The organism is Streptomyces sp. NPDC107765 (assembly GCF_055657085.1).
This window is the reverse complement of record NZ_JBVKBL010000010.1, coordinates 212918-239255: the sequence shown is the minus strand read 5'-3', so window position 1 is coordinate 239255 and position 26338 is coordinate 212918. Positions and strand designations below refer to the sequence as shown.

23 protein-coding genes and 1 tRNA gene are annotated in these 26338 nt (G+C 75.8%); 15 read left to right on the top strand and 9 right to left on the bottom strand.

Features of this window, described 5'->3' with window-relative positions:
* Window positions 1-747 precede the first annotated feature (747 nt).
* The 3 genes from ACZ7MX_RS24680 to ACZ7MX_RS24670 all read left to right on the top strand — a co-directional run bounded on the left by ACZ7MX_RS24680 (window position 748) and on the right by ACZ7MX_RS24670 (window position 2943).
* Window positions 748-2025: a helix-turn-helix domain-containing protein gene (locus ACZ7MX_RS24680; RefSeq protein WP_310724784.1), complete on the top strand. Its 1278-nt coding sequence runs from the start codon at window positions 748-750 to the stop codon at window positions 2023-2025.
* A gap of 5 nt (window positions 2026-2030) precedes the next feature.
* Window positions 2031-2708: an oligoribonuclease gene (gene orn, locus ACZ7MX_RS24675; protein ID WP_051798459.1), complete on the top strand. Its 678-nt coding sequence runs from the start codon at window positions 2031-2033 to the stop codon at window positions 2706-2708.
* A 159-nt stretch (window positions 2709-2867) separates the two neighbouring features.
* Window positions 2868-2943 (top strand) — tRNA-His (locus ACZ7MX_RS24670).
* A 63-nt stretch (window positions 2944-3006) separates the two neighbouring features.
* On the opposite strand, the gene ACZ7MX_RS24665 is transcribed toward ACZ7MX_RS24670, so the two are convergent.
* The 4 genes from ACZ7MX_RS24665 to ACZ7MX_RS24650 all read right to left on the bottom strand — a co-directional run bounded on the left by ACZ7MX_RS24665 (window position 3007) and on the right by ACZ7MX_RS24650 (window position 7602).
* Window positions 3007-3657 carry an NAD(P)-dependent oxidoreductase gene (locus tag ACZ7MX_RS24665; RefSeq protein ID WP_472135395.1) on the bottom strand — a complete coding sequence of 217 codons (651 nt, stop codon included), beginning with the start codon at window positions 3655-3657 and terminating at the stop codon, window positions 3007-3009.
* Between the two features lie 603 nt (window positions 3658-4260).
* Window positions 4261-5301: a chitinase gene (locus ACZ7MX_RS24660; protein ID WP_472135393.1), complete on the bottom strand. Its 1041-nt coding sequence runs from the start codon at window positions 5299-5301 to the stop codon at window positions 4261-4263.
* A gap of 191 nt (window positions 5302-5492) precedes the next feature.
* On the bottom strand, window positions 5493-6896 hold the full coding sequence (locus ACZ7MX_RS24655) for a sensor histidine kinase (RefSeq protein ID WP_472135391.1): 1404 nt from the start codon (window positions 6894-6896) through the stop codon (window positions 5493-5495).
* Between the two features lie 13 nt (window positions 6897-6909).
* Window positions 6910-7602, bottom strand: a complete 693-nt coding sequence (locus ACZ7MX_RS24650; RefSeq protein ID WP_030414041.1) for a response regulator transcription factor — start codon at window positions 7600-7602, stop codon at window positions 6910-6912.
* Between the two features lie 109 nt (window positions 7603-7711).
* On the opposite strand from ACZ7MX_RS24650, the gene ACZ7MX_RS24645 reads away from it, so the two are divergent.
* Entirely contained in the window at window positions 7712-8278 is a 567-nt protein-coding gene (locus ACZ7MX_RS24645; RefSeq protein WP_472135389.1) for a hypothetical protein, read from the top strand.
* Between the two features lie 33 nt (window positions 8279-8311).
* Here ACZ7MX_RS24645 and ACZ7MX_RS24640 read toward each other — a convergent pair whose 3' ends face one another.
* A complete protein-coding gene (locus ACZ7MX_RS24640) occupies window positions 8312-9172 on the bottom strand; it encodes a spermidine synthase (protein WP_472135388.1) in 861 nt (286 codons plus the stop codon).
* A 163-nt stretch (window positions 9173-9335) separates the two neighbouring features.
* Window positions 9336-9689: a chaplin gene (locus ACZ7MX_RS24635; RefSeq protein WP_472135386.1), complete on the bottom strand. Its 354-nt coding sequence runs from the start codon at window positions 9687-9689 to the stop codon at window positions 9336-9338.
* Between the two features lie 245 nt (window positions 9690-9934).
* Between ACZ7MX_RS24635 and ACZ7MX_RS24630 the strand changes: the two genes are divergently transcribed.
* The 9 genes from ACZ7MX_RS24630 (at window position 9935) to ACZ7MX_RS24590 (ending at window position 20260) form a co-directional block, all read left to right on the top strand.
* A complete protein-coding gene (locus ACZ7MX_RS24630; RefSeq protein WP_472135384.1) occupies window positions 9935-10507 on the top strand; it encodes a hypothetical protein in 573 nt (190 codons plus the stop codon).
* Between the two features lie 77 nt (window positions 10508-10584).
* On the top strand, window positions 10585-11772 hold the full coding sequence (locus tag ACZ7MX_RS24625) for a glycosyltransferase family 4 protein (RefSeq protein ID WP_472135382.1): 1188 nt from the start codon (window positions 10585-10587) through the stop codon (window positions 11770-11772).
* Window positions 11769-13262 carry an exopolysaccharide biosynthesis polyprenyl glycosylphosphotransferase gene (locus ACZ7MX_RS24620; protein WP_472135380.1) on the top strand — a complete coding sequence of 498 codons (1494 nt, stop codon included), beginning with the start codon at window positions 11769-11771 and terminating at the stop codon, window positions 13260-13262. Before ACZ7MX_RS24625 ends, ACZ7MX_RS24620 begins: the two co-directional genes overlap by 4 nt.
* Window positions 13259-14635, top strand: coding sequence for an O-antigen ligase family protein (locus tag ACZ7MX_RS24615; protein ID WP_472135378.1), 1377 nt, complete (start codon window positions 13259-13261; stop codon window positions 14633-14635). The genes ACZ7MX_RS24620 and ACZ7MX_RS24615 overlap by 4 nt, the downstream gene beginning before the upstream one ends.
* Window positions 14578-16260 (top strand): lipid II flippase MurJ, encoded by a 1683-nt coding sequence (locus ACZ7MX_RS24610; protein WP_472135376.1) that lies wholly within the window; start codon window positions 14578-14580, stop codon window positions 16258-16260. The genes ACZ7MX_RS24615 and ACZ7MX_RS24610 overlap by 58 nt, the downstream gene beginning before the upstream one ends.
* Before the next feature lie 91 nt (window positions 16261-16351).
* Window positions 16352-17146 carry a polysaccharide deacetylase family protein gene (locus ACZ7MX_RS24605; protein WP_472135479.1) on the top strand — a complete coding sequence of 265 codons (795 nt, stop codon included), beginning with the start codon at window positions 16352-16354 and terminating at the stop codon, window positions 17144-17146.
* Window positions 17143-18423 (top strand): glycosyltransferase, encoded by a 1281-nt coding sequence (locus tag ACZ7MX_RS24600; RefSeq protein ID WP_472135374.1) that lies wholly within the window; start codon window positions 17143-17145, stop codon window positions 18421-18423. The genes ACZ7MX_RS24605 and ACZ7MX_RS24600 overlap by 4 nt, the downstream gene beginning before the upstream one ends.
* Window positions 18424-18431: 8 nt before the next feature.
* Window positions 18432-19130 carry a YveK family protein gene (locus ACZ7MX_RS24595; RefSeq protein ID WP_472135372.1) on the top strand — a complete coding sequence of 233 codons (699 nt, stop codon included), beginning with the start codon at window positions 18432-18434 and terminating at the stop codon, window positions 19128-19130.
* Window positions 19127-20260, top strand: coding sequence for a GNAT family N-acetyltransferase (locus ACZ7MX_RS24590; protein ID WP_472135371.1), 1134 nt, complete (start codon window positions 19127-19129; stop codon window positions 20258-20260). The genes ACZ7MX_RS24595 and ACZ7MX_RS24590 overlap by 4 nt, the downstream gene beginning before the upstream one ends.
* Window positions 20261-20277: 17 nt before the next feature.
* Here ACZ7MX_RS24590 and ACZ7MX_RS24585 read toward each other — a convergent pair whose 3' ends face one another.
* On the bottom strand, window positions 20278-21303 hold the full coding sequence (locus tag ACZ7MX_RS24585) for a glycoside hydrolase family 26 protein (protein ID WP_472135369.1): 1026 nt from the start codon (window positions 21301-21303) through the stop codon (window positions 20278-20280).
* A 314-nt stretch (window positions 21304-21617) separates the two neighbouring features.
* Here ACZ7MX_RS24585 and ACZ7MX_RS24580 point away from each other — a divergent pair, with 314 nt between their 5' ends.
* The gene (locus ACZ7MX_RS24580) at window positions 21618-22916 is read left to right on the top strand and encodes an NAD(P)-binding domain-containing protein (RefSeq protein ID WP_472135367.1); all 1299 of its coding nucleotides are present in this window, start codon (window positions 21618-21620) and stop codon (window positions 22914-22916) included.
* 100 nt (window positions 22917-23016) lie between these two features.
* Here ACZ7MX_RS24580 and ACZ7MX_RS24575 read toward each other — a convergent pair whose 3' ends face one another.
* Entirely contained in the window at window positions 23017-23484 is a 468-nt protein-coding gene (locus tag ACZ7MX_RS24575) for a hypothetical protein (RefSeq protein WP_472135365.1), read from the bottom strand.
* 245 nt (window positions 23485-23729) lie between these two features.
* On the opposite strand from ACZ7MX_RS24575, the gene ACZ7MX_RS24570 reads away from it, so the two are divergent.
* Window positions 23730-25220: a tetratricopeptide repeat protein gene (locus ACZ7MX_RS24570; RefSeq protein ID WP_472135363.1), complete on the top strand. Its 1491-nt coding sequence runs from the start codon at window positions 23730-23732 to the stop codon at window positions 25218-25220.
* Window positions 25221-25335: 115 nt separating this feature from the next.
* On the opposite strand, the gene ACZ7MX_RS24565 is transcribed toward ACZ7MX_RS24570, so the two are convergent.
* Window positions 25336-25929, bottom strand: a complete 594-nt coding sequence (locus ACZ7MX_RS24565; protein WP_472135362.1) for a histidine phosphatase family protein — start codon at window positions 25927-25929, stop codon at window positions 25336-25338.
* Window positions 25930-26338: the final 409 nt, after the last annotated feature.

Genomic DNA, 26338 nt, shown 5'->3' with positions numbered 1-26338 from the left:
CAATGCCCCGTCCTGCCCCCGTACGTACCCCTCGCGGTGACCCAAGATCGTCGGTGACGTTGTAGTAGCAGCCCGCCCGAGGGGAGCACGAGGTGCCGTTGCCGCCCGACAGATCACCCGACCCAGTGAGCGACGTCGTGCGCTGGGGCGCGTTCAGCTGCGCCCTGGTCCCCTTCGTATTGATCATCAGCGGCGCCTCGTGGGCCGGCGCGGCCGGCACCGCCGCCGGTCTGGCCGCGGTGACCTGCGCCTGCCGCGCACTGTTGCGGCGGTCCGAACGGACCGCGGCCGGACTCCGCGGGCGCACCACGGGGCGAGAACGGGGCAGAAGCGGACGTTCTGGGGCGCGGGCGCGCAGGAGCGGGCGGCACGTCGAACGGCGTACGCCGGTCGACTGAGGCGTCTGCCAGTCCGCGCACGACCGTTTTCAGCCAACTTCCGGACAGGGCCCCCGCCTTGCCCCCGGCACCCCCCAACCCCGGTGTGAGCAGGGCGGAAAGGACCGCTGGGCATGGTTGTGTCCTCCTGCGAACGGGCAGAGCCGAGACGCGTACTTCCCTTGCAGGGCCGACGAGTGGAACGCTTCGTGATCGAATGCTTCGCGCCAAGTTGCCATATCGACATACCAGCGGGTGGTGAACTTGGCACTCCATCCTCACGGGACACAGTAGATTCGATCTTGGTAGTGACGGCGGGGGAACTGTGCAGGACCGCGAGGGCGAGACGACCGAGGGGGGCTTAAGTGCCATGAGCCAGGACTCCGCTGCCGTACCAGATGCCGCACGCAAGCTCGCCGCCCGACGGCGCCGCGAAATAGTCGCGGTGCTTCTCTTCAGTGGCGGCCCTATTTTCGAGAGCTCCATTCCGCTCTCGGTCTTCGGCATCGACCGACAGGACGCCGGGGTTCCGAGGTACCGGCTGCTTGTGTGCGCTGGCGAAGATGCGCCTTTGCGCACGACCGGGGGGCTGGAGCTGTCCGCCCCCTACGGGCTGGAGGCGATCTCCCGTGCCGGGACGGTCGTCGTACCGGCCTGGCGTTCCATCACCCAGGCCCCGCCGCCCGCCGCGCTCGACGCGCTGCGCCGGGCGCACGAAGAAGGGGCCAGGATCGTCGGGCTGTGCACGGGGGCGTTCGTCCTCGCCGCGGCCGGACTGCTCGACGGCCGGCCGGCCACGACCCACTGGATGTACGCGCCGACGCTCGCCAAGCGTTATCCGTCCGTCCACGTGGACCCGCGGGAGCTGTTCGTCGATGACGGCGACGTGCTGACCTCCGCGGGCACCGCAGCCGGCATCGACCTGTGCCTGCACATCGTGCGCACCGACCACGGCGCGGACGCCGCGAACGCGCTGGCCCGCCGGCTGGTGGTGCCGCCCCGGCGCACCGCCTCCGACCTCGGCCACCAGCGCTACCTGGACAGGTCATTACCGGAGGAGATCGGCGCCGACCCGCTCGCCGAGGTCGTCGCCTGGGCGCTGGAGCACCTCCACGAGCAGTTCGACGTGGAGACGCTCGCCGCGCGCGCGTACATGAGCCGGCGCACCTTCGACCGGCGGTTCCGCTCCCTCACCGGGAGCGCGCCGCTGCAGTGGCTGATCACCCAGCGGGTGCTGCAGGCCCAGCGGCTGCTGGAGACCTCCGACTATTCGGTGGACGAGGTCGCCGGCCGCTGCGGGTTCCGGTCGCCGGTCGCGTTGCGCGGGCACTTCCGGCGCCAGCTGGGGGCCTCGCCGGCCGCCTACCGCGCGGCCTACCGCGCACGCCGGCCGCAGAACGGTGCGCCCGAGCCCGCGCTCAGACCCGAGCGGGCCGAGCGCGCCGAGCGGCCGGAGCGCGAGCGGGCGGCGCTGGGGGCGGGCGCGGGGTTCTCCGCGACCGCGCTGGCCGGTCACGGCCTGGCGGAGGCGGCCGAGGCGGCCAAACCGCAGTCGGACGCCTATGTCCCCCGGATGCCGGAGACCGCGGTCGGCCGGGCTGCGGGCCGACCCGTGCTCCCCGGACAGCGCGAGCGCCCCGTAGGGTGAGATGTATGAACGATCGCATGGTGTGGATCGACTGCGAGATGACCGGTCTCTCGCTGGCGAACGACGCGCTCATCGAGGTGGCCGCACTGGTCACCGACTCGGAGCTGAATGTGCTGGGCGACGGGGTGGATGTGGTGATCCGCCCCCCGGCCGAGGCGCTGCGCACCATGCCGGAGGTGGTGCGCCAGATGCACACCGCCTCCGGGCTGCTGGCGGAGCTGGACGGCGGAACGACGCTGGAGGCGGCCGAGGCGCAGGTGCTGGCGTACATCAGGCAGCACGTGCCGGAGCCGGGGAAGGCGCCGCTCTGCGGCAATTCCGTCGGCACCGACCGTGGCTTCCTGCTGCGCGACATGCCGGCGCTGGAGAGCCATCTCCACTACCGGATCGTCGATGTGTCGTCCGTGAAGGAGCTGGCCCGGCGCTGGTTCCCGCGGGCCTACTTCAACAGTCCGGACAAGAACGGCAACCACCGGGCGCTGGCGGACATCCGTGAATCCATCGCGGAGCTGCGCTACTACCGGGAGGCGGTCTTCGTGCCGCAGCCCGGCCCCGACTCGGACACCGCGAAGGCCATCGCCGCCAAGCACGTGCTGCCGGCCGAGCCGGCACCGGCGTCCGCGCCGCCGGTCACGCCGGAGTCCGCGCCGCCGGTGACGCCGCAGTCCGCGCCGTCGTCGTGACCCACCCCGGGCCGTCTTCCGGGTCGTCGCCGCAGTCGCGGTGACCCGGAAGACACGCCCACGCTCCCCCAGCCGGAAACCTGGGCGCGAGCACCCCTGAAGACCCTGTACACTTTTTCTCAGCCGGTGGGGAAAAAGAACCACACAGCACCGGTCATGGTGGGTATAGCTCAGCTGGTAGAGCACCTGGTTGTGGTCCAGGATGTCGCGGGTTCAAGTCCCGTTACTCACCCCACTGAAAGGCCCCCGACCTCTGGTCGGGGGCCTTCGTGTTGCCCGGGCGGAAGCGGCGGGCCGCTCAGTAGCCGACGGTGAAGCGCTCGCCGATGTGCCGGGGCCGCTCGATCTCGTCGACGAGGGCGACCGCGTAGTCCTCGGCGGAGATCCGGCTGTCGCCCCCGGCGTCGGTGATCAGGTCGTCGGTGGCGGTGCGGTAGGTGCCGGTGCGCTCGCCGGGCGCGATGGTGGCGGCCGGGCTGAGGTTGGTCCAGCGCACATCGGAGACGGAGCGGTAGAGGTCCAGCGCGTCGCCGTGCGCGTGCATGATCTGGAGCAGGAACTCCGGCAGGCCCTCGGCGTCCCAGACCTGCTTGCCGTCCGGCGTGCGGAGCGAGCCGGCGCCGCCGACCGCGATCAGCCGGGGCGCCGCCGCGCCGAGGGAGCGCAGGCCGGCGACGAGGGACTCGGCGGCGGGCCCGATCGTGGCGAGGTGGCCCGGGCCGTCGCCGCCGCCGACCGCGCTGACCACGACGTCCTTGCCCTCGGCGACCGCGGCGACGGAGGCCGGGTCGAGGACGTCCCCGGTGGTCACGGTCAGGGCCGGATGGCGCGTGGTGAGCTTCGCCGGATCGCGGACGACCGCGGTGACCTGGTGACCGCGCCGCAGCGCCTCGTCGAGGACGCGGCTGCCGATCGTGCCGGTGGCGCCGTAGAGAGCGATCGTGGACATGGTGGTTCTCCCAGCTGTGCGGTGGACCGGGGGGCCGGTCGTACGGGGGCCGGTGCGGCCGGTGGGTCCGAGGTACGCGCCTGACATTTCGGTCAGCGGCCTCGTTGACCTCTCCTACGCTAGGGCCGCCGGCGGGAGGTTCCGGGGTAGCGAAGCGACCGCTTCGAGGCGGGCTTCCTGGACCCGGCGACCGTGGCCGCGGTCCGGATCGAGGACTGGTACGGGCCGCCCGTAGGGCATCCGCGGGGCGCGGTGGAGCGGGGGTTCACCCGCAGCCGACGGGTCGCCGGCTGCGCCCGTGCGCTGGGGTACGCGCCGCGCGCCCTGTCCCGGGCCACCGAGGCCACTGCCGGGGTCGGGGCGAAAAAGCTCCTCGACCGCCGGGTGGTGCTGGAGGCCAAGCGGCTGCTGGCACACGGCGACCGGTACGGGGCCCCGATCGTCTTCCGGGACACGGTACGGGGCGGGGCGCAGCGGGTGGGGGGAAGGCCCGCTGCGCCCCGCGTGAGGGGTGTCTCCTCCGTCAGCCCGGCGGGATCAAGGAGACACCCCCGAGGGGGCGGTGGTCCGGGTCGATCTGGGGGGCCGGACCGCCGGTGGGGGTCAGCCGGTGTAGGCGCCGAAGGCCCTGGTGAAGTCCAGCGGGCGCTGGGCGATGGAGCTGCAGGTCGGCTGGGCGGACGACCCGCCGCCCTCGCAGGGCTTGTCGCGGGTCGCGGACCACATCGACAGCCAGGCCAGGTGCTTGCTCTTGGCGAACGTCACCAGCTGGCTGGCGTCGTCGGTCTTGAAGACCTCGTTCTGGACGTCGTTGACGCCGATCATCGGGGTCACCGCGACGGTCTTCCAGGCGGCCGCGTCGCCGAGGCCGAGGGCCTTCTTGAGCTGGCCCTGGGTGGCGGTGGCGGCCTGGGTGGCGTAGGTGCCCATGTCGCCGTTGTAGGAGGAGCCGTAGTCCATCGCCATGATGTTGACGGCGGAGATCTTCACGCCGTTCTTCCTGGCGTCGGCGACCAGGTTCACGCCGTCCTGGGTCAGGCCCTCGGGCATGACCGGCAGGGTGAAGGAGACGTCCAGGCCCGGGTGGCTCTTCTGGAGGCGGGCGACGGCCTGGGCGCGGCGGGTGTTGGCGGCCGTATTGGGCAGCGCACCGCCCTCGATGTCGAAGTCGACCCGGGTGAGCTTGAACCGGTCGATGACCTTGCCGTACGCGGCGGCCAGCTGGTCGGCGGAGGTGCAGGCGACGCCGAGCTCGGAGCCGTTGGCGCCGCCGAAGGAGACCCGGACGTCGCCGCCGGCCTTGCGCAGCGCGGGTATCTGCTTCGCCACCGGGTCGTTGCCGAGGTCCACCACGCCGCCCCACTTGGGGGTACATCCGCCGCCGGAGGTGATGAAGGCCAGGTTGAAGTTCTTCACGCCGGTCTTCTGCGCGGTGCCGGCCAGGTCGTAGGCGGGCGTCAGGGAGGTGTCGACGTACGGGGCGAAGCCGGCCGCGGCCTTGGTGCGGGTGGGCCGCGGGGCCTTGTCGGCGAGTGCTGCGCCGGCGACGGCGAACGCGCCGCCGGCCGCGACCGCGGCGGCCGTGCCGGTGAGGATCAGCTTGGTGCTGCGGCTCTTGCGCCGGCGGTGTGCGGAGGAACTCATCTGGTCCTGCCTGTCGTCACGTGGGGGGTGGCTGGGGGTGGTGCACCGGGAGAAGTCGGTGTGCCCCGCACGCTAGCGACCGCGAAACGGACAAATGCCGGGATCGGTACGGACGTTGGGGGAATTATGGCGGCCTTAAGGAAGCGGAAGGCGGTGGTTAAGACCACCGGCCTATGCCCCGTGACGGGCGCTCAGGAAGCGGTGCGGGCGGCCCGCCGGCCGCCGGTGCGCAGTCTGCGGCGCAGCCGGTGGCCGCGGCGGGTGCCCCGCGGGCCGCGCCGGCCGTCCAGGGCGAGCCAGACGCGTACCTCGGTGCCGCCGAGGACGGAGCGGCCGATGCGGACGTCGCCGCCGGTGGACTCGGCCAGCCGGCGCACGATGTCCAGGCCGAGGCCGGTGGAGCCTTCGCCACCGCCGCCGTGGCCGCGGCGCAGTGCCGCCTCGGGGTCGGCGATGCCCGGTCCGGCGTCGGAGACCAGCACGATCACCGCGTCCTCGGCGTTGTGGACGTCGACGGCGAAGGCGGTGCCCTCGGGGGTGTGCCGGAAGACGTTGCCGAGCATCGCGTCGAGGGCGGCGGCGAGTTCGGGGCGGGCGACCGGGACGCGGACCGGGCGGTCGGCGCCGGCGACGCGGGCGGTGCGTCCCTCGTCCTCGGCGAGCGCGGACCAGAAGGCCATCCGCTCGCGGATCACCTCGGCGGCGTCGCAGCCGGCCGCGGCCGCCGCCTGCTGGGTGTGGGCCTTCTGTTCGCGGGCGGTGCGGATGATCTGGTCGACCTCGCGTTCCAGTTGGGCGACGGCGGAGCGGGTCTGTTCGGCGGCCGGGGTGTCGCCGAGGGAGGCGGCGTTGAGCCGGAGGACGGTGAGCGGGGTGCGCAGCCGGTGCGAGAGGTCGGCGGCCAGTTCGCGCTCGTTGGCGAGGAGTTGGACGACCTGGTCGGCCATGGAGTTGAAGGCGGTGGCCGCGGCCCGCAGTTCCTTGGGGCCGTCCTCCTGGACGCGGACGCCGAGCTGGCCGTGGCCGAGGTCGTGGGCGGCGCCGGCGAGGCGTTCGGCGGGGCGCACCATCCGGGTGCCGAGCCGGTCGGCGACCGCGACCGAGCCGATGACCAGTGCCAGTCCGACGCCGGCCAGCACGACCCAGGAGGTGGTGACGCCGTTGGTGAGGGCGTCGTCCGGGACGAACACCTCGACGACGGCGATGCCGGAGGCCACGGCGGTGGGCTGGAGCAGTGAAGTGCCGCCGGGGACCGGGGAGATGGAGGCCCGGCCGAGTTTGACGGCGGCGGCCACGTCCGCGGGGGCGGCGCGCCGGGTGCCTATTTCGGCGGGTTTGCCGTTCTTGCCGCTCGCCGGGACGTGGACGCCGATGCGGCCGCCGGGGCCGGTCTCGGCGCTGGCCACGGCCCGTTCGAGCTGGGTGCGGTCGGTGGTGATGGCGAGCACCGGGCCGATCGTGGCGGCCTGCCGCTCGGCGTTGGAGTACGCGCGGTCGCTGGCCATCTCCTTGACGACGAGTCCGAGGGGCACGGCGAACGCCACCACGACCATCGTGGTGACCGCCAGCGCCACCTTCACCAGGGCCCACCTCACAGCGCGCGGCCCTTCATCGCGGTGGCTCCAGTTTCACGCCGACACCGCGCAGGGTGTGCAGATAGCGGGGCTTGGCCGCGGTTTCGCCCAGTTTGCGGCGGAGCCAGGAGAGATGGACGTCGATCGTCTGGTCGTCGCCGTAGGACTGCTGCCAGACCTCGGCGAGCAGTTCCTTGCGGGGGACGACGACGCCGGGCCGCCCGGCGAGGAACGCCAGCAGGTCGAACTCCCGGCGGGTGAGGTCCAGTGCGGCGCCGTCGAGTTCGGCCTGGCGGCGCAGCGGGTCGATGGACAGCCCGCCGACCCGGATCACTCGTGAGGGGGGTTCCGCGCCGGCCGCACCGGCCCGGGAGCGGCGCAGTACGGCCGCCATCCGCGCCGAGAGGTGCTCCACGGAGAACGGTTTGGTGAGGTAGTCGTCGGCGCCGTCGTTCAACAGCCGCACGATGTCGGCCTCGTCGTCCCGGGCGGTGGCGATGATCACCGGGACGTCGGTGATGCCGCGCAGCATCTTCAGCGCCTCACCGCCGTCCAGGTCGGGCAGGCCCAGGTCGAGGATGACCACGTCGAAACCGACGTGCGCCACCTCGCGCAGCGCCTCCAGGGCGGTGCCGACGCTGCGTACCGTATGGGCCGCCTCGGTCAGATGCCGGATGAGGGCCGAGCGTACGAACTGGTCGTCCTCGACCACGAGCACACGTGCCATGGGCGGCACCGTACGCCATGGGGTGACGGTTTCTTACCGGAGGTTGACGCCGGGGCGGTGCGTTCCGCCCGCTTCCGCGGGCTGCGACGGGGGTGGCCGGTGGTGCAGTATGAGCCGAATGCAACGAGGACTGGTTCACGCGGCGGCCTGGACGCTGGCGACCGGCGCCGCGGTCACGCTGTCGTGGTTCGGCGTGCACACCGTGCTGTCCGGCACCGCGTACGACGCGCCGCGCGCGCTGCCCCTTTCCGACCAGGTGGCCTCCTCGGGGGCGCAGGCCGACGGCGGCGGAACGCCCCGCGCCTCCTCCACGCATCGCCCCAGACCGTCCACCCCGGCCCCCCGGCCGTCCGCCACCGCCCCGTCGTCGGCCCCCTCGCACACCGGCAGCACCCGCTCGAAGCGCCCGCCCACCACGGCGCCGGGCGGCCCGTACGGAACCTCGGACGGCCGGGTCAGGAGCTACGCCACCTCGGGCGGCCGGGTGGTCTTCGATCTGGGCGGCTCCGCGGCCGAGTTGGTGTCGGCGACGCCGAACTCCGGCTGGGAGATGCAGGTGTGGAAGCAACAGGGGTGGATCCGGGTGGACTTCACGGGCGGCGGCGGGCACACCTCGGTGATCTGCACCTGGAACGGCCATCCGCCGACGGTGGAGACCAGCAACAACGCGACCTGAGCCGGCCCGGCGGGCACCGCCCGCACGCCCCGCTCAGGTGAAGGTGCCGGCCGGCGGGGCCGGGGACGCGACGGCCGTGGCGTCGGTAACCGGGGCGGCGCCGCCGGTGAAGTCGACCAGCGCCCTGCCGTGTTCGACCCGTCCGGTCTGCGGGTCGGTGGCCGCGCGGCGGGTCAGCTCGGCGACCGGGAGGGCGGTGTCGGCGGCCAGCAGGACGGCGTTGCCGAAGCGCTTGCCGCGCAGCACCGCGGGGTCGGCGACCAGGCAGAGCTCGGGGAAGACCGTGTGGACGGTGGCGATCTGGCCGCGCAGGAACGAAAGCGGCGGGCCGTCGGCGAGGTTGGCCGCGTAATGGCCGCCGGGACCGAGCGCGCGGCGGACGTCCGCGACGAACTCGGTGCTGGTCAGGTGTGCGGGGGTGCGGGCCCCGCGGAAGACGTCGGCGATGACCAGGTCGGCCCAGCCGTCCGGGACCTTCGCCAGGCCCGCGCGGGCGTCGCCGCCGCGGATCCGTATCCGCCAGGTGCGGTCCCACGGCAGGTGCCGGCGGACGAACTCCACCAGCGGGGTGTCGATCTCCACGGCCTGCTGGGTGGAGCGCGGCCGGGTCGCGGCGACGTAGCGGGCGAGGGTCAGCGCGCCGCCGCCCAGGTGGACGACGCGCAGCGGCTGTCCGGGCGGTCCGGCGAGATCGGCGATGTGGCCGAGCCGCCGCTGGTACGAGAAGTCGAGGCGCCGCGGGTCGTCGAGGTCCACGTGGGACTGGGGGGCGCCGTCGAGGAGCAGGGTCCAGCCGCGCGGCCGGTCCCGGTCGGGCCGCAGCTCGGCGAGCCCGCCGTCCACCGTCTCGGTGACGGTCTCCACGCCGCCGCGCCCGCGCCTGCTCTTCGCCATGCGCTCAAGTATCGCCGGTGCCCCCGAGGACTCCGACGCAGGTCGGGCGGGGCGGACGGTGGAGAGGGGGAGTGGCGGACCACCCTAGACCGAAGTCAGGGGAGGTCCGCCGACTGCACCACGACCCGGGCCGGTCCGAGGTCCGTACGGACCGGCGGCCGGGTCACCTGTTGATACAGATGTTCCCGAATGCCGGGTTCAGCAGCGCGGCGATGTTGACGCTGTTGCCGCAGATGTTGATCGGGATGTTGATCGGAACCTGGACGTTGTTGCCGCTCAGGATGCCCGGGGAGTTCGCCGCAACACCATATGCGTTGGCACCGCCGTGGTGGCCGTAGGCGAAGCCATTGTGGTTGTAACGGTCATAGCCACGGTGGTGATGGTGGTGGCGGTGGTGGCCGTGACGGCCGTTGTGGCCGTTGTGGCCTTCCCCGCTGGCGGATGCGATCCCTGCGCTGCTGAGCACCAGCGCGCAGCTGGTCGCGGCCATCGCGGCGGTCGTGATAAACCGCTTCATCCCATTCTCCTTTCAGTTCGCGAATGGGGCACCGGTCACAACGAACGAAATACGTCAGAGATGCGGGCGTCCACCCCTACAGGGACTGGTTAACCCTATTGGCATAAAGATCGTTCCGCCATTTCAGTGCGGCATTCCGCCGTTCGGGATCACCGGCTCCACAGCGGGCGTGCCTGCCGCGGTTTCCAACATGATTTCTGTCAGAGTGCTCTCCTGTTTGACTGATAGACGTCGGAGAGGAAGACATGCGGAAGTCGATGGACCGCACCGGGCGCGGCCTCGGGTGCCCGCCGGCGGCATGGGCATTGCCGGCCGCCCTGTCTTCGGCGACGGCCGCGCCGGCCTTCCCCCGGGAATCCGCACGCCTTCCTTTCGCCGAGCGCTTCCACCCGACCCGGCACGGCGGGCTCGCCCGGGCGGCCAACTCCTCGATCACCTGCGCGGCCGGGGGGTGCGCGACGGCCCGGAAGGGCGGCGCCGGGGCCCACGGCCGGTACCGGACGGCGTACGTCGACGTCGACGGCGACCGGGCAGGCGGCCCCGACCGGCTTTCCGTGCAGGCCGGCCGGCACCGCCCGTACGCGGTGCACCACGCCGCCGATCCGGCGAACGACGGGATGAACTCGACCGTCACCGAATTCGGCCGGGAGTCGGCGCGGCAGCCGGCCTACCGCAACACCCTCGGTCCGGATTCCGATGCATTCGGCCTCCGGCCCGCCCTGCGGTCCGGCGGCGACCGGCTCACTTTCCGATTCTCCGCGCACCGGCCGGGATATCTGCTCGGCGCGCTCTTCGTGCAGACCGATACCCGGCGCTGAGCGGCGCGCTGCGGGAATTCCACGGCGAATTCCGCCGGAAAAGAGTTCTGTCGGCCCGGTGATCAGGGGAGCGGTGCGTGGCGGCGCAAAAGCTGAGGTCCCGTGAGCGGCCCACGGTGCTCCACGTTTCCCAGCCCGTCGACGGCGGGGTCGCCCGGGTCGTCGCCGACCTGGTGCGCGCCCAGGTCGCCGCGGGCCTGCGGACCGTGGTGGCCGCACCGCCCGGCGGCACGCTGCTCCGGGACGCCGCGGCGGCGGGCGCCGAGACGGCCCGCTGGCCGGCCCGCCGCGCCCCGGGCCCGGCGCTGCCCGGCGAGACCGGTCGGCTGGCCCGGCTGATCCGGCGGCTGGGTCCGGACCTCGTGCACGCGCACAGCGCCAAGGCCGGGCTGGCCGCCCGGCTGGCCGTCCGGGGCCGGATCCCCACGGTCCACCAGCCGCACGCCTGGTCCTTCGAGGCGGTCGGCGGGACGGCGGCGCGGCTGGCGGTCGGCTGGGAGCGGTACGCGGCCCGCTGGACGCACCGGGTGCTGTGCGTGAGCGAGGCGGAGCGGCAGCGGGGTGAAGCGGCCGGCGTGCCCTGCCGGTGGGCGGTGGTCCGCAACGGCGTGGACCTGCACCGCTGCTCCCCCGCGTACGACGACGCCGCGGCCCGCCACGCGCTGCGCCGCTCGCTGTCCGCCCTCGCCGGACTCGCGCCCCAGGCCCCGCTGGTGGTGTGCGTGGGGCGGCTGTGCCCGCAGAAGGACCAGCGGACGCTGCTGCGGGCCTGGCCGGCGGTGCGGACCGCGGTCCCGGACGCCGTGCTGGTGCTGGTCGGCGACGGCCCCGACCAGGCACGGCTGCGGACCGGGGCACCGCCCGGCGTGCGGTTCGCGGGCGCCGCGGCGGACGCCGTCCCCTGGTACCGGGCGGCCGATCTGACCGTTCTGCCGTCGCGCTGGGAGGGCATGGCGCTGACGCCGCTGGAGGCGATGGCCTGCGGCCGGCCCGTCGTGGTCACCGACGTCGGCGGCGCCCGGGAGGCCCTGCCGCCGGGCGCGGCGCCGCACTGCCTGGTGCCGCCCGGCGACCCCGCGGCGCTCGCGCAGGCGCTCCGCGGGCTGCTGATGCGGCCTCAGCTGCGTACCGAACTGGGCCGCCGGGCGCTGGCGCACACCCGGGCGACCGGTGACGTACGGCGCACCGCGGCCGCGGTCGTGGCGCTGTACCGCGAACTGCTCGGGGCGGCCGGCCCGGAGCGCGGGGAGCGGAGCGGACGATGACGACCGAGAGCGCGGACGCGCAGCCCTCCGCCCGGGTCCGGCCGCCCGCGGCGGCCCGCCCGGCGCCCGTGGTCCGCCCGCCGCGCGCCCCCCAGTGGCAGCCGCTGCCCCCGCCCCGGGCCGGCCGCGGCCGGCGGCGCAGGGTGGTCCCGCTGGTGGTCGTCGATGCGCTCGCCGTCGTCGGCGCGGCGCCGCTCGCCCTGGGCCCCGGCATCCGGCCGGCCGCGCTCGGCGCCCTCGTACCGGCGCTGCTGCTGCTCCACGTCCAGGCCGGTCTCTACCGCCCCGGCCCGGCCCCGAGCGTCCTGCAGGACCTGCCCGCGCTGCTGGGCCGGGCCCTGGTGTGCTGGTGCACGGCGGCCGGACTGCTCGCCGCCGTCACGCCCGGGCGGGCACTGCCGCTCACCACGCTCGGGTGCACGGTGGCCGCGCACTCCCTGCTGGTGTGCGGCGGCCGGTCCATGGTCCACCGGGCGCGCCGCAACCTGGCCCGCCGCCGGCCGCGCGCCACGCTGGTCGTCGGCCCCGATCCGGCCGCCCGGCAGCTGGCCGCCGCGCTGCTGGCGCACCCCGAGTACGGCATGCGCCCGGTGGGGCTGGTCCCGCCGGCCCCGGTGGTGCCCGGACCGGCCGAAGTGCCCACGGGCGGCCCGGCCCGTGCGCTGCCCCGCCTGACGTCCTTCCAGGACATCACCCGGTCCGTCATCGGCAACACCGTCCGCGACGCGGTGTTCACCGTGCCGCCGTTCGGCGATCCGCACACCGCCGCGCTGCTGCGCCGCTTCGTCGACCAGGGCTCGGCGATCTGGCTGGCCGGCGCCGCGGCGGGCCGGGAGGGCCGGCCGCCGGAACCGGGCACCGACCACCTGTGGGGATTCGCCTGCCGCCCGCTGGACACCACCCCGCCGCGGCCCGGCGGCCGGCGGAAGCGGGCCCTGGACCTGGCCCTCGCCGGACCGGCGCTGCTGGCCGCGGCCCCGCTGCTGCTGGGCTGTGCGCTGGCGGTACGGCTCGCCGACGGGCCCGGCGTGCTCTTCCGGCAGGAGCGGATCGGCCGCGACGGCCGCCCCTTCACCCTGCTGAAGTTCCGCACCCTGCGCCCGGACGCCGACCACGACCCCGCCACCAGCTGGACGGTGCCGGACGACGGCCGGACGAGCCGGGTCGGCCGGCTGCTGCGGCGCACCGCGCTGGACGAGCTGCCCCAGCTGTGGAACGTGCTGCGCGGCGACATGAGCCTGGTCGGGCCGCGCCCGGAACGCCCCTTCTTCGTGGAGCGGTTCAGCCGGCAGTTCCCCGAGTACGCGGCCCGGCACCGGATGCCGGCCGGGCTGACCGGGCTCGCCCAGGTGCACGGGCTGCGCGGCGACACCTCCATCCAGGACCGGGCCCGGTTCGACAACCTCTACATCGACAGCTGGTCGCTGGGCCAGGACCTGCGGATCCTGCTGCGCACCGCCGGCTGGCTGCTGCGGCGGGAGCGCGGATGAGCGCGGGCGCGGCGGCGACCGTCCCGGCCGGGCCGTGGTGCGCCGTGGACCGGGTCCGGACGGCGGCCCGGCACGGCGCGCCGCTGCTGCCCGCGCTGGCGACGGTCCTGCTGCTGTGCGCGCCCGCCGAGGCCGCCCGGACCACCCCGGTCGGCACTCTCACCCCGGCCGACGCCGCCTCCGCGGTCCTGGTGGCCGTGTGCGGGCTGCGGCTGCTGCGGCACCGCCCGCGTCCGCTCGGCCGGACCGCCGCACTGGTCCTGGGCGCGCCGGTCGCCGCGCTCGCGCTGGCCACCGTCACCTCCGCCGACCCGGCCGCGAGCCTGCCCGGTCTCGTCCGCCACCTGCAGGTCTTCGTCCTCGTACCGGGTGCGCTGCTGCTGACGCTGCGGGACGCCCGGGACTTCCGGGTGCTGGCCGGTGCGCTGGTGCTGCTCGCCCTGGTGCAGGGCGCGATCGGCACGCACCAGTACCTGACCGCGACCGGGGCCTCTTATATGGGGCGCGAGGTGCGGGCGGTCGGCACCTTCGGGCCGCTGGACGTCATGGGGATGGCCACGGCCGTCGGCCACGGCCTGACGGCGGCGCTCGCCCTGGGCCTCGCGCCCGGCCCGTGGGCCCCGCGCTGGCAGCGGCCGGCCGCCCTGGCCTCGGCGGCGGTGCTGACCGTGCCGCTCGCGGTGTCGTTCAGCCGGGGCGCCTGGATCGCCACGGCGGCGGCCGGCGCGGCCGTCCTGCTGACGGCCGGCGCCCGGGTCGCGGTACCGGCGCTGGCCGTGCTCACCGCCGCGGCGGTGGTGCTGGTCGGGGGCGGAGCCGGCTCCGATCTGCTCGGCGAACGGGTCGCCAGCATCGGCGCGGTCACCGACGCCCCGGACCGCTCGGTCACCGACCGCTATGCGCTCTGGGCCGCCGCGGCCGGCATCTGGCGCGACCACCCGCTGACCGGCGCCGGGCTCAAGCAGTTCCCCGCCGAACGGGACGGCCACGCCTCCCTGGGCCTGTCGTCCGGCGGCGACACCGCGGGCGCCGGGGTCGCCTTCCGGCGCGAGCCGCTGCTCTCGCCGCACAACATCTATCTGCTGGCGCTCGCCGAACAGGGGCTGATCGGCGCGACCGCGCTGGTGGGCGGCTGGGCGGTGCTGCTGGTGTGCGGGGTGCGGCGGCTGCGCGCGGCCCGGCGCACCCGCCGCGCCACGGACTGCGGCGCGGCCGCGACGGGACTGCTGGTCTGGCAGGCCGTCGACTTCCTCTCCGCCGACATCGGCGGCCCGTCGACGGTACTGACCGCGGTGGCGCTGGGGCTGGTCGGACGGTGGGCGCTGGCGCCCGGCCGGTGGCCGGTGCCGGGCGGCGGGACGGCGGCGCGGTGACCGGGGCCCCCGCCGCCGTACGCCGGGGCGGCACGCCGGCCGCGCCCGGTGCCACCGCCCCGCCCGGCCGCTCCCTGGCGAGGGCCGCCGCGCTCACCGCCGGGCTGACCGCCGCCGGTGCGCTGTGCGGTCTGCTGCGCGACCGGACCCTGGCCCGGCTGTTCGGCGCGGGCAGCGCCACCGACGCGTTCCTGGTGGCCTGGACGGTGCCCGAGACGGCGGCCACGCTGCTGATCGAGGACGCCATGGCGCTGCTGCTGGTGCCCGCGTTCAGCCGGGCGCTGGCGGCACGGGCCGCGGCCTCCGATGGGCCGGACGGCGGCGCCGACCCGGTCCGGGCCCTGCTCGGCGCCACCCTGCCCCGGCTGTCCGCCGCGCTGGCCGGCGGCTCCGCGCTGCTCGCGGCCGGCGCACCGCTGCTCGTCCGGCTGCTGGCGCCGGGGCTCGCCGACCCGGCCGCGGCGGTCGACTGCACCCGGCTGACCGCGCTGACCGTCCTCACCTTCGGCGTCGCCGGCTACCTCAGCGCGGCGCTGCGCGCCCACCGCCGCTTCGCCGCGCCCGCCGCGATCTACGTGGCGTACAACCTCACGATCACCGGCACGGTGCTGGCGCTGCCCGCCGACCGGGGGGTGCGGGCCGCCGCGGCCGGGGTCGCGTTCGGCGGCGCCCTGATGGTGGCGGTCCAACTCCCGTCGTTCGTACGGGTGTTGCCGCCGCGGCGTGGCCGGCCGGCCGTCCGTGCGGCGGCACTGCCGGTGCCCGGACTGCCGGTGGCCGGGCTGCTGGCGCCGGTCGTCTGCTTCACCGCCGGGCGGCAGACGCAGGTCCTCGTCGAGCGGTTCCTCGCCTCCGGTCTGCCGGCCGGGGCCATCTCGCACCTCAACTACGCGCAGAAGGTCGCCCAGCTGCCGATGGTGCTGTCCCTGATGATCTGCACCGTCACCTTCCCGGTGGTCGCCCGGGCGGTCGCCGACGGAAAGACCGCGCGGGCCGGCCGCCGGATCGCCCGGGACCTGACGCTGGCGGGGCTGGTGGTGCTGCTGGGCGCCGCGTACGTGGCCGCCTGCGCCCCGCAGATCACCGCCGTCCTCTTCGAACGCGGGGCGTTCACCGCCGCCGACACCGCCGCCACCGCGGCCGTGATGCGGGTGTACGCCCTCGGGCTGCTCGGCCACAGCCTGACCGGGGCGCTGATCCGGCCGTTCTTCGCGGCCGGGCGGCCCACCTGGTACCCGGTCGGCGCGATGGCCGCCGGGCTGCTGGTCACCGCCGGGGCCGGGCTGCCCGCGGTCCGCTGGTGGGGGGCGCCCGGCCTCGCGGCCGCCAACGCCGCGGGCATCACCACCACCGCCGTACTCCTGCTGCACGGACTCGGCAGCCGGGTCGTCGCCGTCCGGGTCCGCCGGATCGCCGCCGGGCTGGGCCGGCCGGCCCTCGCCGCCGTCGCGGCGGTCGCGGTGGGCGGCCCGCTCGCCGCGCTGCCCGCCGACCCGCTGCTCGGCGCGGCGGCCGGTGCGCTGCTGGTGCCGGCCGTGTTCGCCGGCACCGCCCTCGCCGTTCGGGCCCCCGAGGTCCGGCACCTGCTCGCCGCCGTCAAAGGAAGGCTCGCCGATGCCCGTTGAACCGCCGCCGCAGCGCGCCCCCGCCCCGCCGGCCCCCGGCCGCACCGCCGTCCGCCGCCGCCCCGGCCGCGGCGGCCCGCCCTGGATCCTGATGTACCACTCGGTCACCGACACCGCCGGCCGCGCGGACGATCCGTACCGGATCACCGTCTCCCCCGGCCTGCTGGACCGTCAGCTGCGCTGGCTGCGCGAGCGCGGGCTGCGCGGGGTGGCGGTCGGCGAGCTGCTGCGCGCCCGGGCCGCCGGGCGCGGCACCGGGCTGGTCGGGCTGACCTTCGACGACGGCTACGCCGACTTCCTCACCCACGCGCTGCCGCTGCTGCGCCGCCACGACTGCACCGCCACGGTGTTCGTGCTGCCCGGCCGGGCCGGCGGGCTCAACTCCTGGGACCCCAGGGGCCCGCGCAAACCGCTGCTGACCGAGGACGGCATCCGCGCGGTCGCCGCCGCCGGCATGGAAGTCGGCTCGCACGGGCTGCTGCACCAGGACCTCACCACCGCCGACCCGGTCACCCGGGAGCGGGAGACGGCGGTCAGCCGGGCCCGGCTCGCCGAGCTCACCGGCCGGGCCCCGGACGGCTTCTGCTACCCCTACGCCGCGGTCGACGCCCGGGCCGTCGCGGCGGTGCGCGCGGCCGGCTACGACTACGCCTGCGCCGTGGACCCCGGCCCGCTCACCGGCCGGCACGCCCTGCCGCGGGTGCACATCGGCGCCGCCGACACCCCCTGGCGGCTCGCCCTCAAACGGGCCCTGCACCCGCTGCGCCGCCGCGCCCTGCCCCCCGACGAAACCCTCTTGCCCCAGCCCGCGACGCCGTCCGGGCCGGGCAGCACCAACAACCCGCAATCCCCGGCCGCTACCGCTACCCCTGGAGGCACCCGGTGAAAGTCCTGCACGTCATCACCGGCCTCGACGTGGGCGGCGCCGAGCAGCAGCTGCGGCTGATGCTGCGCCGGCTGCCCGCCGCGTGCGAGGTCGTCACCCTGACCGACCCCGGCCCGGTCGCCGCGGGCATCGAGGCCGACGGCACCCCCGTCACCCACCTCGGCATGACCGGCAACCGCGATCTGACCGCCCTGCCCCGGCTGGCCCGGCTGATCCGCGCGGGCGGCCCCGACCTCGTCCACACCCATCTCTACCGGGCCTGCGTCTACGGCCGGATCGCCGCCCGGCTGGCCGGGGTCCGGGCGGTGGTCGCCACCGAGCACTCCCTCGGCGACGCCGTCATCGAGGGCCGGCGGCTCACCCGGAGCGTGCGCGGGCTGTACCGGGCCACCGAGCGGCTGGGCTCGGCGACCGTCGCGGTCTCGGACACCGTCGCGGCCCGGCTGCGCCGCTGGGGCGTGCCCGGGGAGCGCATCCACGTCGTCCCCAACGGCATCGAGGCGCACCGGTTCGCCTTCGACCCGGCCGCCCGGGCGCTGGTCCGCACCCGGCTCGGGCTGCCGGTGGACGCGTTCGTGGTCGGCGGGGTGGGCCGGCTGGTGCCCGGAAAACGGTTCGACGTCCTGGTCCGCGCGGTGACCCAACTCCCCGGAGTGCACCTGCTGCTGGCCGGCGAGGGGCCGGAGCGGGACATGCTGCGGCGGATGGCCGAGCAGTTCGGCTCGGGCGACCGGATCCACCTCCTGGGCGCGCGGGACGGGGCGTTCGACGCACTGGCCGCGGGCCGGGCCGACGCCTGGGCCCGCACCGGCGGCACCGACGCCGCACCGCCCGGCGCGCGGCCGGACATCCCCGGGCTGCTCTCCGCCATCGACGTCTTCGTCTCCCCCTCCCCCGAGGAGGCGTTCGGCCTGGCCGTCCTGGAAGCGCTGGCGTCCGGGCTGCACGTGCTGTACGGCAGCTGCCCGGCGGTCGACGAACTGCCCGAGGACCAGGCCCCCGGCGCCCGCCGCTTCAGCCCCGGCGTACACGAACTCGCCACCTCGCTGCGGGAGTTGAGGCGGCAGGGACCGGGCCGGCTGCCGGTCCCGCCGGTGGTGCGCCGCTACGACATCGCCCGCAGCGCCGAGGCCCTGATGGCCGTCTACGAGGAGGCCCTGGCCACCGCCGCGGCACGGTGGCGTGCCGCCGCGCCCGCACCGGGCCACCCCTCCGGGGTGGTCGCACTGCCGGACCCGTCGCCGGCGTCCGCCCCGTCCACGCTCACCAACCGGTAGGCGGCGCCGTGCACGGAACCGTGGACCACGCCCCCACCGGCCGGCCGCGGGCCGCGCTCGGCCGGCTGCGGGACCGGGCGCGCCGGCTGCCCCGCTGGTGGCCGGTGCCGCTCGCCGCCCTGCTCGGCGCGGCCGGCGGGGCGGTGTACCAGGCGGTCGAACCGCCGCGCTACGCCGCGACCGGCTACGTCGTCGTGGTGCCCGGCAAGGGCGCCGACCCGGCCGCCGCGCTCGGCTTCGCCCAGGCGTACGGCCGGATCGCCACCAGCGGCGCGGTGCTGGCCGCCGCGCACCGGGACTCCGGTCTGCCGCTCGGCACGCTGCGCGGCGGCATCCGGGCGGCGACCTCACCGGACGCCCCGATGATCGAGATCACCGGCACCGCACGCACCCCGGCCGCCTCCGCCGGCCTCGCGAACGCGGTGACCCGCGCGCTGGCCGGGACCGGCAACCGCACCGCCGCCCGCACCGGCGCCCACCTGCTGGTCCTCGCCCGCGCCGCGGCCCCGGACGAGCCGGTCTCGCCGTCCGCACCGCTGGCCACCGCGGTCGGCGGCGCGGCGGGCGGCCTGCTGGGCGGGCTGGTGCTGCTGGTCCGGCCGCGCGACCGGCACCCCGCGGTACGGGCCGGCGGATCGGTCCCGGCCCCGGCCCACGCCGCGGTGGAGGCGGGCGCCGTACCGGCCGCCGAGGACGCGGTGCGATGACCACGACGCTCTGCCGCGACCCGGCCGCGTTCGCCGCGCTGGCCGCCGACTGGCGGGCGCTGCACCGCCGCTGCCGGGCGGCCACCCCGTTCCAGAGCCACTCCTGGCTGCACTCGTGGTGGCTGTCGTACGGGACGCCGGGGCGGCTGCGGATCGTGCTGGTGCACCGCGGCGGGCACCTGGTGGCGGCGGCGCCGCTGATGCTGACGTACCGTCCGCTGCCCGTCCTGGTGCCGCTCGGCGGCGCCATCTCGGACTTCTCCGACGTCCTGCTGGACGACTCCTGCCCCGGCCCGGCGGCCGCGGAGCTCGCCGCCGGGGTGCGCCGGGCGGCCCGCGGCGCGCTGGTGGACCTGCGCGAGGTGCGGCCGGGCGCCGCCGCCGAGCACCTTTACGCGGCCTGGCCGGGCCCGCGCCGCCGGCTCGACGACTCGGTCACCCTGGAACTGCCCGGCATGCCGATGGACGACCTGCTGAGCCGGCTGGCCGGCCCCCGGGCCCGCCGGGTCCGCGCCAAGCTCCGCAAGCTCGACGCGCTGGGCATCGAGGAACGCACCGTCCCGGCCGGGGACGTGCCCTCCTCGGTGCGGAACATGCTGCGGCTGCACGGCCTGCAGTGGCAGGGCCGGGGCGTGACGCCGGAGCACCTGCGGCCCCGGTTCGCCGCCCATCTGGCGCGCGCTGCCCGGGAGATGGTCGGCAGCGGCGACGCGGTGCTGACCGAGTACCGGATGGACGGCCGAGTGATGGCCGCCGACCTCCTGTTGATGTCCGCCGACCTGGCCGGCGGCTACCTCTACGGCGCCGACCCCGAACTCCGCGACCGGAAGGTCGACATCACCACCATGCTGATGCGCCACGACGCGCGCCACGCGGTGGACACCGGCCGCGGCGCGCTGAGCCTGCTGCGCGGCACCGAGCCGTACAAGCTGCACTGGCGGCCGGTGCCGGTGACCAACCAGCGGCTGCTGCTGGCCGGCCGCGCGCAGGCGCCCGCCCTCGGGCTGTACGCGGCCCGGATCACCGGCCGGGCGCTGGCCGCCCGCCTGGCCCGCGAGCGGATGACCTCGCTGCGCGGCCTGCGGGCCCGGCGGGGCACCGTACCCGCGAGGGGTGCCGGCCGGCCATGACCTCCCCGAACCAGCGCTTACCCGACGGGCCGCGCCGGCCCGGGCGGCGGCGTCCCGGTAGGCCCGGCCGCGTCCGGCACGCCGTGGAACACCCGCCGGTACGCCTGTGCGGCGCGCGGGTTGGCCCGGCACTGCCACACGCCGTGCGGGCAGTAGTCGGTGATCGTCTGGTAGAGCGGCGGGTGCCGCGCCATCCAGTCCAGCATGCGGGTCACGAAGACGGGGTTGTCGCCGTTGCGGAACAGCCCCCACTCCGGGTACGAGATCTGCTTGCGGTGCGCGGCCGCGAAGTCCACCTGCGCCTGAAGCCCGTACGGTTCGCGGACCATCGCGTCGAAGGTCTCCCCGGCCGGCTGGTCGTAGGAGTCCATGCCGAGGACGTCCACGACGTCGTCGCCCGGGTAGCAGAGGGTCCAGCCGATCGCGTCCCGGCCCCGGCTCGGCGCGAAGTCGAACCGGAACCGCTGCCCCGGCACCGACCGCATCACGGCGACGATCCGCCGCCAGTACGCCTTCCAGGCCCCGGGGTCGGGCGCGCAGCGGTGGGTGTAGGTGATGCCGTTCATCTCCCACCCGAGGGTGAGCACGGTGTCCGGCAGGCCCGCCCCGACCAGGCGCCGGGCGAGGGTGCGGAAGTGCCCGTCGAAGCCGCCCGCCGCTGCCGTGCCGAGCAGCCGGCGCACCTCGGCGTCCGGCAGCCGCGCCTCGTCGGGCGCCATCATCGGCACGTTCAGCACGAACAGCCGGCCGGGCGCCCCCTGCCGCCAGACCGCCCACGGCCACAGGAACACCGGATCGCCCTCGATGTCCGACCAGTTGTTGCCGGGCAGGTAGGTGTGGCCCACCCGGACGTCGGCGCCGCCGAGCCACTGCCCGAGCGCCGCCATCCGCCGCACCCCCCGGGCGTCGGACCCCAGGAACGCCCCCATCGGCACCGGGGGCGGCGGGCCGGCCGCGGACACCACCGGGGCGGCGGCCAGCAGGCACGTCAGCAGCGCGCCGGCCGCGGTGGCTGCCGCCCTCCGCCGGTTGCGCTGGGACATGGTGCCTCCGGTGGCTCGGCCGCGGACGCCCGCGGTCCGGTGCGCTGACCCATGACGGCCGTCCGGGACGCCTCCCGGGACGGCACCAAGGAGATAGCCCGGACGCCCCGCCGGAACGCATCCCGGTAGCCCATTGGCGACCTCCGGTCCCCCGCACGGTCCATCGAAGGCCCCTTCCACCACGTGTTCCACCACGTGCCGGCCCCGCCCCTGAGGCGCCGCACGCTTCGCACGTCTCCGCACCGCACCGCAGCGCACCGCACTGCACGACCAGCGACCGACGACCAGCAACCAGAAAGAGCAGGAAGACACCCATGTACGACCTCGTGGTGGTGGGCGCCGGCCCCTACGGACTCTCGATCGCCGCACACGCGGCGGCGGCCGGACTACGGCTGCGGGTCGTGGGCCGGCCGATGGCCTCGTGGCGCGACCACATGCCCGCCGGCATGCTCCTCACGTCCGAGCCCTGGGCCTCCAGCCTCTCCTCCCCCGCCGGCGGCCACACCCTGGCCGACTACTGCGCCGCCCACGACCTGACCGCCGAGCACGGCGTCCCGCTGCCCCTCGACACCTTCACCACATACGGCAGCTGGTTCGCCGAACGGGCCGTCCCGCGGATCGACGAGACCACCGTCACCGCGGTCCGCCCGGACAGCGACGACGGCTTCCAGGTGGCGACCGACACAGGCGAACTGATCGCGGCCCGCACCGTCGTCCTCGCCGTCGGCCTGCCGCCGTTCGCCCACCGCCCCTGGCCGCTGCTCGACCTCCCCGCCGCACTCGCCTCGCACAGCAGCGACCACCGCGACCTGTCCCGCTTCACCGGCCGGCACGTCACCGTCATCGGCTCCGGACAGAGCGCCCTGGAGACCGCGGCCCTGCTCGCCGAACAGGGCGCCCGGGCCCAGGTCGTCGCCCGCGCCGACCGGCTGCGCTGGAACGCCCCGCCGCAGCCCCTCGACCGCGGCCGGCTGCGCGCCCTGCGCGCCCCGCACAGCGCCCTCGGCACCGGCTGGCCGAACTGGGCCTGGTCCCAACTCCCCGGCGCGGTACGACGGTTGCCGGCGCCGACCCGGGTACGGCTCACCGAGACCGCGCTGGGCCCGGCCGGCACCTGGTGGCTGCGCGAACGCTTCGAATCCGCCGTACCGCTCCTGCTCCACCACCGGCTCCGGGCCGCGGTCCCGCACGGCGACGGCGTGCGGCTCCATCTCACCCATACGGAGGGGAGTACCGAAACCCTCGACACCCACCATGTGGTGGCCGCCACCGGCTTCACCCCTGACGTGGGGCGGCTGCGGCTGCTGCACCCCCGGGTGCGCACCACCCTGCGGACCGTCGGCGGCAGCCGGGCCCCCGAACTGAGCGCCGGTTTCGAGTCCTCCTGGCCCGGCCTGTTCTTCGCCGGCCTGCTGACCGCGCCGTCCTTCGGCCCGTCGATGCGCTTCGTCCACGGCGCGGCCTTCACCGCGGCACGGGTGGTACGCGGCGTCCGGCGCAGGCTCGGCGACCGGCCCGCCACCGCCACCATCCCCCGCCCGGCCGGGGCCACCACCCCGGCCCCCGCGGGCGGCCCGGCCCCGGACGCCCCGGCCGACGAGCCCGCCGTCTAGGCAGGACCGCACCCGGGGCACCGGAACGGCACACCGAAGGGGCCGCCCGGCACCTACCGGGCGGCCCCCGCACGTCGTTCTGTCGCCTCCCGGCGGGCGGTCACTGACAGCGGTCGACCGCCGCGATCGTCCGCGCCGCCTCCCCGAGCGCCGCCCGCAGCACGACCGGGTCCGTGGCGGCCGCCCCCGCGCCCTCCGGCGACACCAGCCAGCCGGTCCCGGTCACCGGCGGCTCGGCCGGCACCCCGTCACCGCCCGCCGCACCCAGCACGATCCCCCGGCCGTAGGTCTGGGTGCAGGCACTGCCCGGCACGTCCCAGCCCGCGGCCGTGCCCGGCGGTACGAGGAAACCGAGGGTGTCGCAGGCCCCGTCGTGCAGCACCGGGCCCACACCGTCCCGCAGCCGCAGGATGTCCACGGCCTCCAGCCCCTGGCGGGCGGGCACCGTCACGAGGTCGCAGGGCTGCGCCGGAACGGCGGGCGTCCCGCCCGGCACGACCTGCCTCCGCCGACCGCCGGCCTGGCCCGCGGACCCGTTGCCGCCCCTGCTCACGCCGGTCTCCCACACGGAAAACCCCTCCTCCTGCAGCCGCAGTCCCTTTACACCGAATTCAACGGTCGGGCGTGTCAACAGCTACGGCGGCGTAACGCTGCAAAGGATGGCAGTTCATGGCAGATCACGCGTGAGATATCCGATTTGTAGCCAAACTGTGCGTATCGGTGCCGTCACAGCCGGTACGGTCGTCCCGCCGCACCGCCAGGACGCGGCATCGCCACACAGATGGCACGGAGAGGGCACGGAGAGGGTCCGCCATGGCGTCGCCAGCAGCACGATCAGCGTCGTCCCGTACCGTACCCGCCCGCCCGAACACCGCCTTCCGACAGCTGCGCGGCCGGCTGTCCCCGGGCGAGTTCGCGGCGGCGGTCCGACGGTCCGCCCGTGAGATCGGTGAGCAGGTCTCGTGCGACGCCCGCTATGTGGGGCGCGTCGAGTCCGGGGAGATCCGGTGTCCGAACTACGCCTACGAGCGGGTGTTCCGGCACATGTTCCCCGGGTTGACGCTGCCCGACATGGGCTTCGCGCCGCGCGAGGCGGTACGCGGACGGGGGGCGCGTACGGCGGCGGTCAGCGCCGCGCCCCTGGCAACCGACCCCGACCACCGCGATACCCGTATCCAGATCTGCGAGGAGAGCGACGTGCTGCGTCGCGCGTTCATCACCGGCGGCCCGGCGGCAGCCCTGGGCTTCGCCGCCCTGCACCCCATCGAAGCCGCTGCCGCCGCCGCATCCGACCGGGTGCCCCCGCCCCGCCCACCCGCCGGCGGCCGCGCCGGTGCGGCCGAGGCCACCGCCGTCGAACAGGCCGTCCGGCACATCCGGCTGCTGGACGACCGGCACGGCGCGGAGGGCATCTACCACCGCGCCACCCAGCCGCTGCGCGCCGCCTACGACCTGCTGGAGGCCGACGTCCGGCACCGTTCGGTCGCCGACCGGCTGCACGCCGGCGCCGGTGAACTCGCCATCTCCGTCGGCTGGCTGGCCCACGACTCCGGCCGCTTCGACGACGCCCGCTCCCACTACGCCGAGGCGCTGGCCACCGCCCGGGTCTGCGGCGACGCCGCCCTGGAGGCGCACGCGTTCTGCAACACCGCCTTCCTCGCCCGCGACGCCGGCCGCCCGCGCGAGGCGGTACGCGCCGCACAGGCCGGGCAGCAGGCCGCCAAGCACCTCGCCTCGCCGCGGCTGCTGTCCCTGCTGGCGCTGCGCGAGGCGGGCGGCTGGGCGGGGCTGGCCGATCGTTCCGGCTGCGAACAGGCCCTGGCCCGCGCCGAGCGGCTGTTCGCCGCCGGGCCGCGGGACGGCGACCCCGAGTGGATGACGTTCTACGGCGAGGCCGAACTGTCGGGCCTTGAGGCGCAGTGCTGGTCGGCCCTCGGCGACGCCGGACGCGCCGCCGAGCACGCGCACCGCGCGGTGGCCCTCCAGGACCCGCACTTCACCCGCAACATCGCGCTGTTCACCGCGGAACTGGCCGCCGACCTCGCCGCCGACGGCGCCCCCGAGGAGGCCGCCGCGGCCGGCCTGCGCGTCCTGACCCTCCTCACCCAGGTCCGCTCCGCCCGCATCCGCACCCTCCTCGCCACCACAGCCCACACCCTCCGCCCCCACCACACCCTCCCCCCGGTCGCCGACTTCCTGTCCCGGCACGCGGCGGCGGGGGAGGCTGAGCGCAGGGGTGCGGGGGAACGGGAGGGTGAGGCGGTGGGGGCGATGGGCCCGATGGGCGCAGTCGGCGTGGACTAGCGGGCCGGGGGGAGCCGGTGTGCGGGCCGGCCGTCGGGTCGACCGGCGGTCGGGTCCGAGGTGACCCGGTCCGAGGCGATCGGGTCCGAGGTGATCGGGTCCGAGGTGACCGGGGTCAGCCCAGGTGGCCCGTGTCGTTCCAGCGCTCGATCGCCGGCTCCCCGTAGGCCCAGCCGAGCACCGACAGGGACGTCGGCTCCAGCCGGATGCGGGCGCCGAACGAGATGTCCAGGCCCAGCCAGCGGGCGCCGAGGGCGCGCAGGATGTGCCCGTGCGCGAAGACCAGCACGTCCCGGTCGGCCGACCGCGCCCAGGCGACGACCTCGTCCGCCCGCGCGGAGACCTCGGCCAGCGACTCGCCCTCGGGCACGCCGTCCCGCCAGATCAGCCACCCCGGCCGTGCCGCCTTGATCTGGGCGGGCGTCAGCCCCTCGTACGCGCCGTAGTCGATCTCCATCAGCGCGTCCCACTCCTGCGCCCGGTCACCGAAACCGGCCAGCTCGCAGGTCTCCTTCGCGCGCACCAGGGGGCTGGTACGGACCTCGACGCCCGGCAGGCCGTCCCAGGGCGCATGGTGCAGTCGCTCCCCCAGCAGCTTCGCGCCGCGACGGCCCCCGTCCAGCAGCGGGATGTCCGTACGCCCGGTGTGCCGGCCGGAAACGGACCACTCGGTCTTCCCGTGCCGGGCCAGGATTATGCGCGCTGCCATGGGTCGCACCTTTCGCCGATCACTCGGCCACTCACTCATCATCGTTCGGCGCGGGCGGCATTGACCGCGGGCTTTCCATCATCGCCCATGGGGCGTTTTGTCCGCGCTCGGGGGCGGGGCACATCGGGCTCGCGAACCGGGGGGACCTCGGCGACCCAACCGGGGAACCTCAGCCACGGGGGACCGCACGCCCACCCGGAGCCCCTCGCGCATCCAGGGACCCTCGCGCACCAGGGGGTCCCTCGCGCACCCGGGGGGAGGGGACCCTCGCCCACCCCGGGGGCCTCGGCCACCGGGGACCCGACGCCGACCCGCGGGCCCCACGCCGACCGGCGGGCCCGTCGCCCACCGGCGGACCCCACGCTCACCGGGGCCCCCTCGCCCCCCCCGGGGGCCCTGGCCCCCCGGT

What these genes read in the sequence shown, in the direction of transcription:
- ACZ7MX_RS24620 (WP_472135380.1), top strand. Translation starts at nt 11,769, where the DNA reads ATGACGACCGAGAGCGCGGACGCGCAGCCCTCCGCCCGGGTCCGGCCG.
- ACZ7MX_RS24640 (WP_472135388.1), bottom strand. Translation starts at nt 9,172, where the DNA reads ATGGCGAAGAGCAGGCGCGGGCGCGGCGGCGTGGAGACCGTCACCGAG.
- ACZ7MX_RS24580 (WP_472135367.1), top strand. Translation starts at nt 21,618, where the DNA reads ATGTACGACCTCGTGGTGGTGGGCGCCGGCCCCTACGGACTCTCGATC.
- ACZ7MX_RS24615 (WP_472135378.1), top strand. Translation starts at nt 13,259, where the DNA reads ATGAGCGCGGGCGCGGCGGCGACCGTCCCGGCCGGGCCGTGGTGCGCC.
- ACZ7MX_RS24570 (WP_472135363.1), top strand. Translation starts at nt 23,730, where the DNA reads ATGGCGTCGCCAGCAGCACGATCAGCGTCGTCCCGTACCGTACCCGCC.
- ACZ7MX_RS24660 (WP_472135393.1), bottom strand. Translation starts at nt 5,301, where the DNA reads ATGAGTTCCTCCGCACACCGCCGGCGCAAGAGCCGCAGCACCAAGCTG.
- ACZ7MX_RS24665 (WP_472135395.1), bottom strand. Translation starts at nt 3,657, where the DNA reads ATGTCCACGATCGCTCTCTACGGCGCCACCGGCACGATCGGCAGCCGC.
- ACZ7MX_RS24585 (WP_472135369.1), bottom strand. Translation starts at nt 21,303, where the DNA reads ATGTCCCAGCGCAACCGGCGGAGGGCGGCAGCCACCGCGGCCGGCGCG.
- ACZ7MX_RS24650 (WP_030414041.1), bottom strand. Translation starts at nt 7,602, where the DNA reads ATGGCACGTGTGCTCGTGGTCGAGGACGACCAGTTCGTACGCTCGGCC.
- ACZ7MX_RS24565 (WP_472135362.1), bottom strand. Translation starts at nt 25,929, where the DNA reads ATGGCAGCGCGCATAATCCTGGCCCGGCACGGGAAGACCGAGTGGTCC.
- ACZ7MX_RS24605 (WP_472135479.1), top strand. Translation starts at nt 16,352, where the DNA reads ATGTACCACTCGGTCACCGACACCGCCGGCCGCGCGGACGATCCGTAC.
- ACZ7MX_RS24645 (WP_472135389.1), top strand. Translation starts at nt 7,712, where the DNA reads ATGAGCCGAATGCAACGAGGACTGGTTCACGCGGCGGCCTGGACGCTG.
- ACZ7MX_RS24680 (WP_310724784.1), top strand. Translation starts at nt 748, where the DNA reads ATGAGCCAGGACTCCGCTGCCGTACCAGATGCCGCACGCAAGCTCGCC.
- ACZ7MX_RS24635 (WP_472135386.1), bottom strand. Translation starts at nt 9,689, where the DNA reads ATGAAGCGGTTTATCACGACCGCCGCGATGGCCGCGACCAGCTGCGCG.
- ACZ7MX_RS24630 (WP_472135384.1), top strand. Translation starts at nt 9,935, where the DNA reads ATGCGGAAGTCGATGGACCGCACCGGGCGCGGCCTCGGGTGCCCGCCG.
- ACZ7MX_RS24590 (WP_472135371.1), top strand. Translation starts at nt 19,127, where the DNA reads ATGACCACGACGCTCTGCCGCGACCCGGCCGCGTTCGCCGCGCTGGCC.
- orn (WP_051798459.1), top strand. Translation starts at nt 2,031, where the DNA reads ATGAACGATCGCATGGTGTGGATCGACTGCGAGATGACCGGTCTCTCG.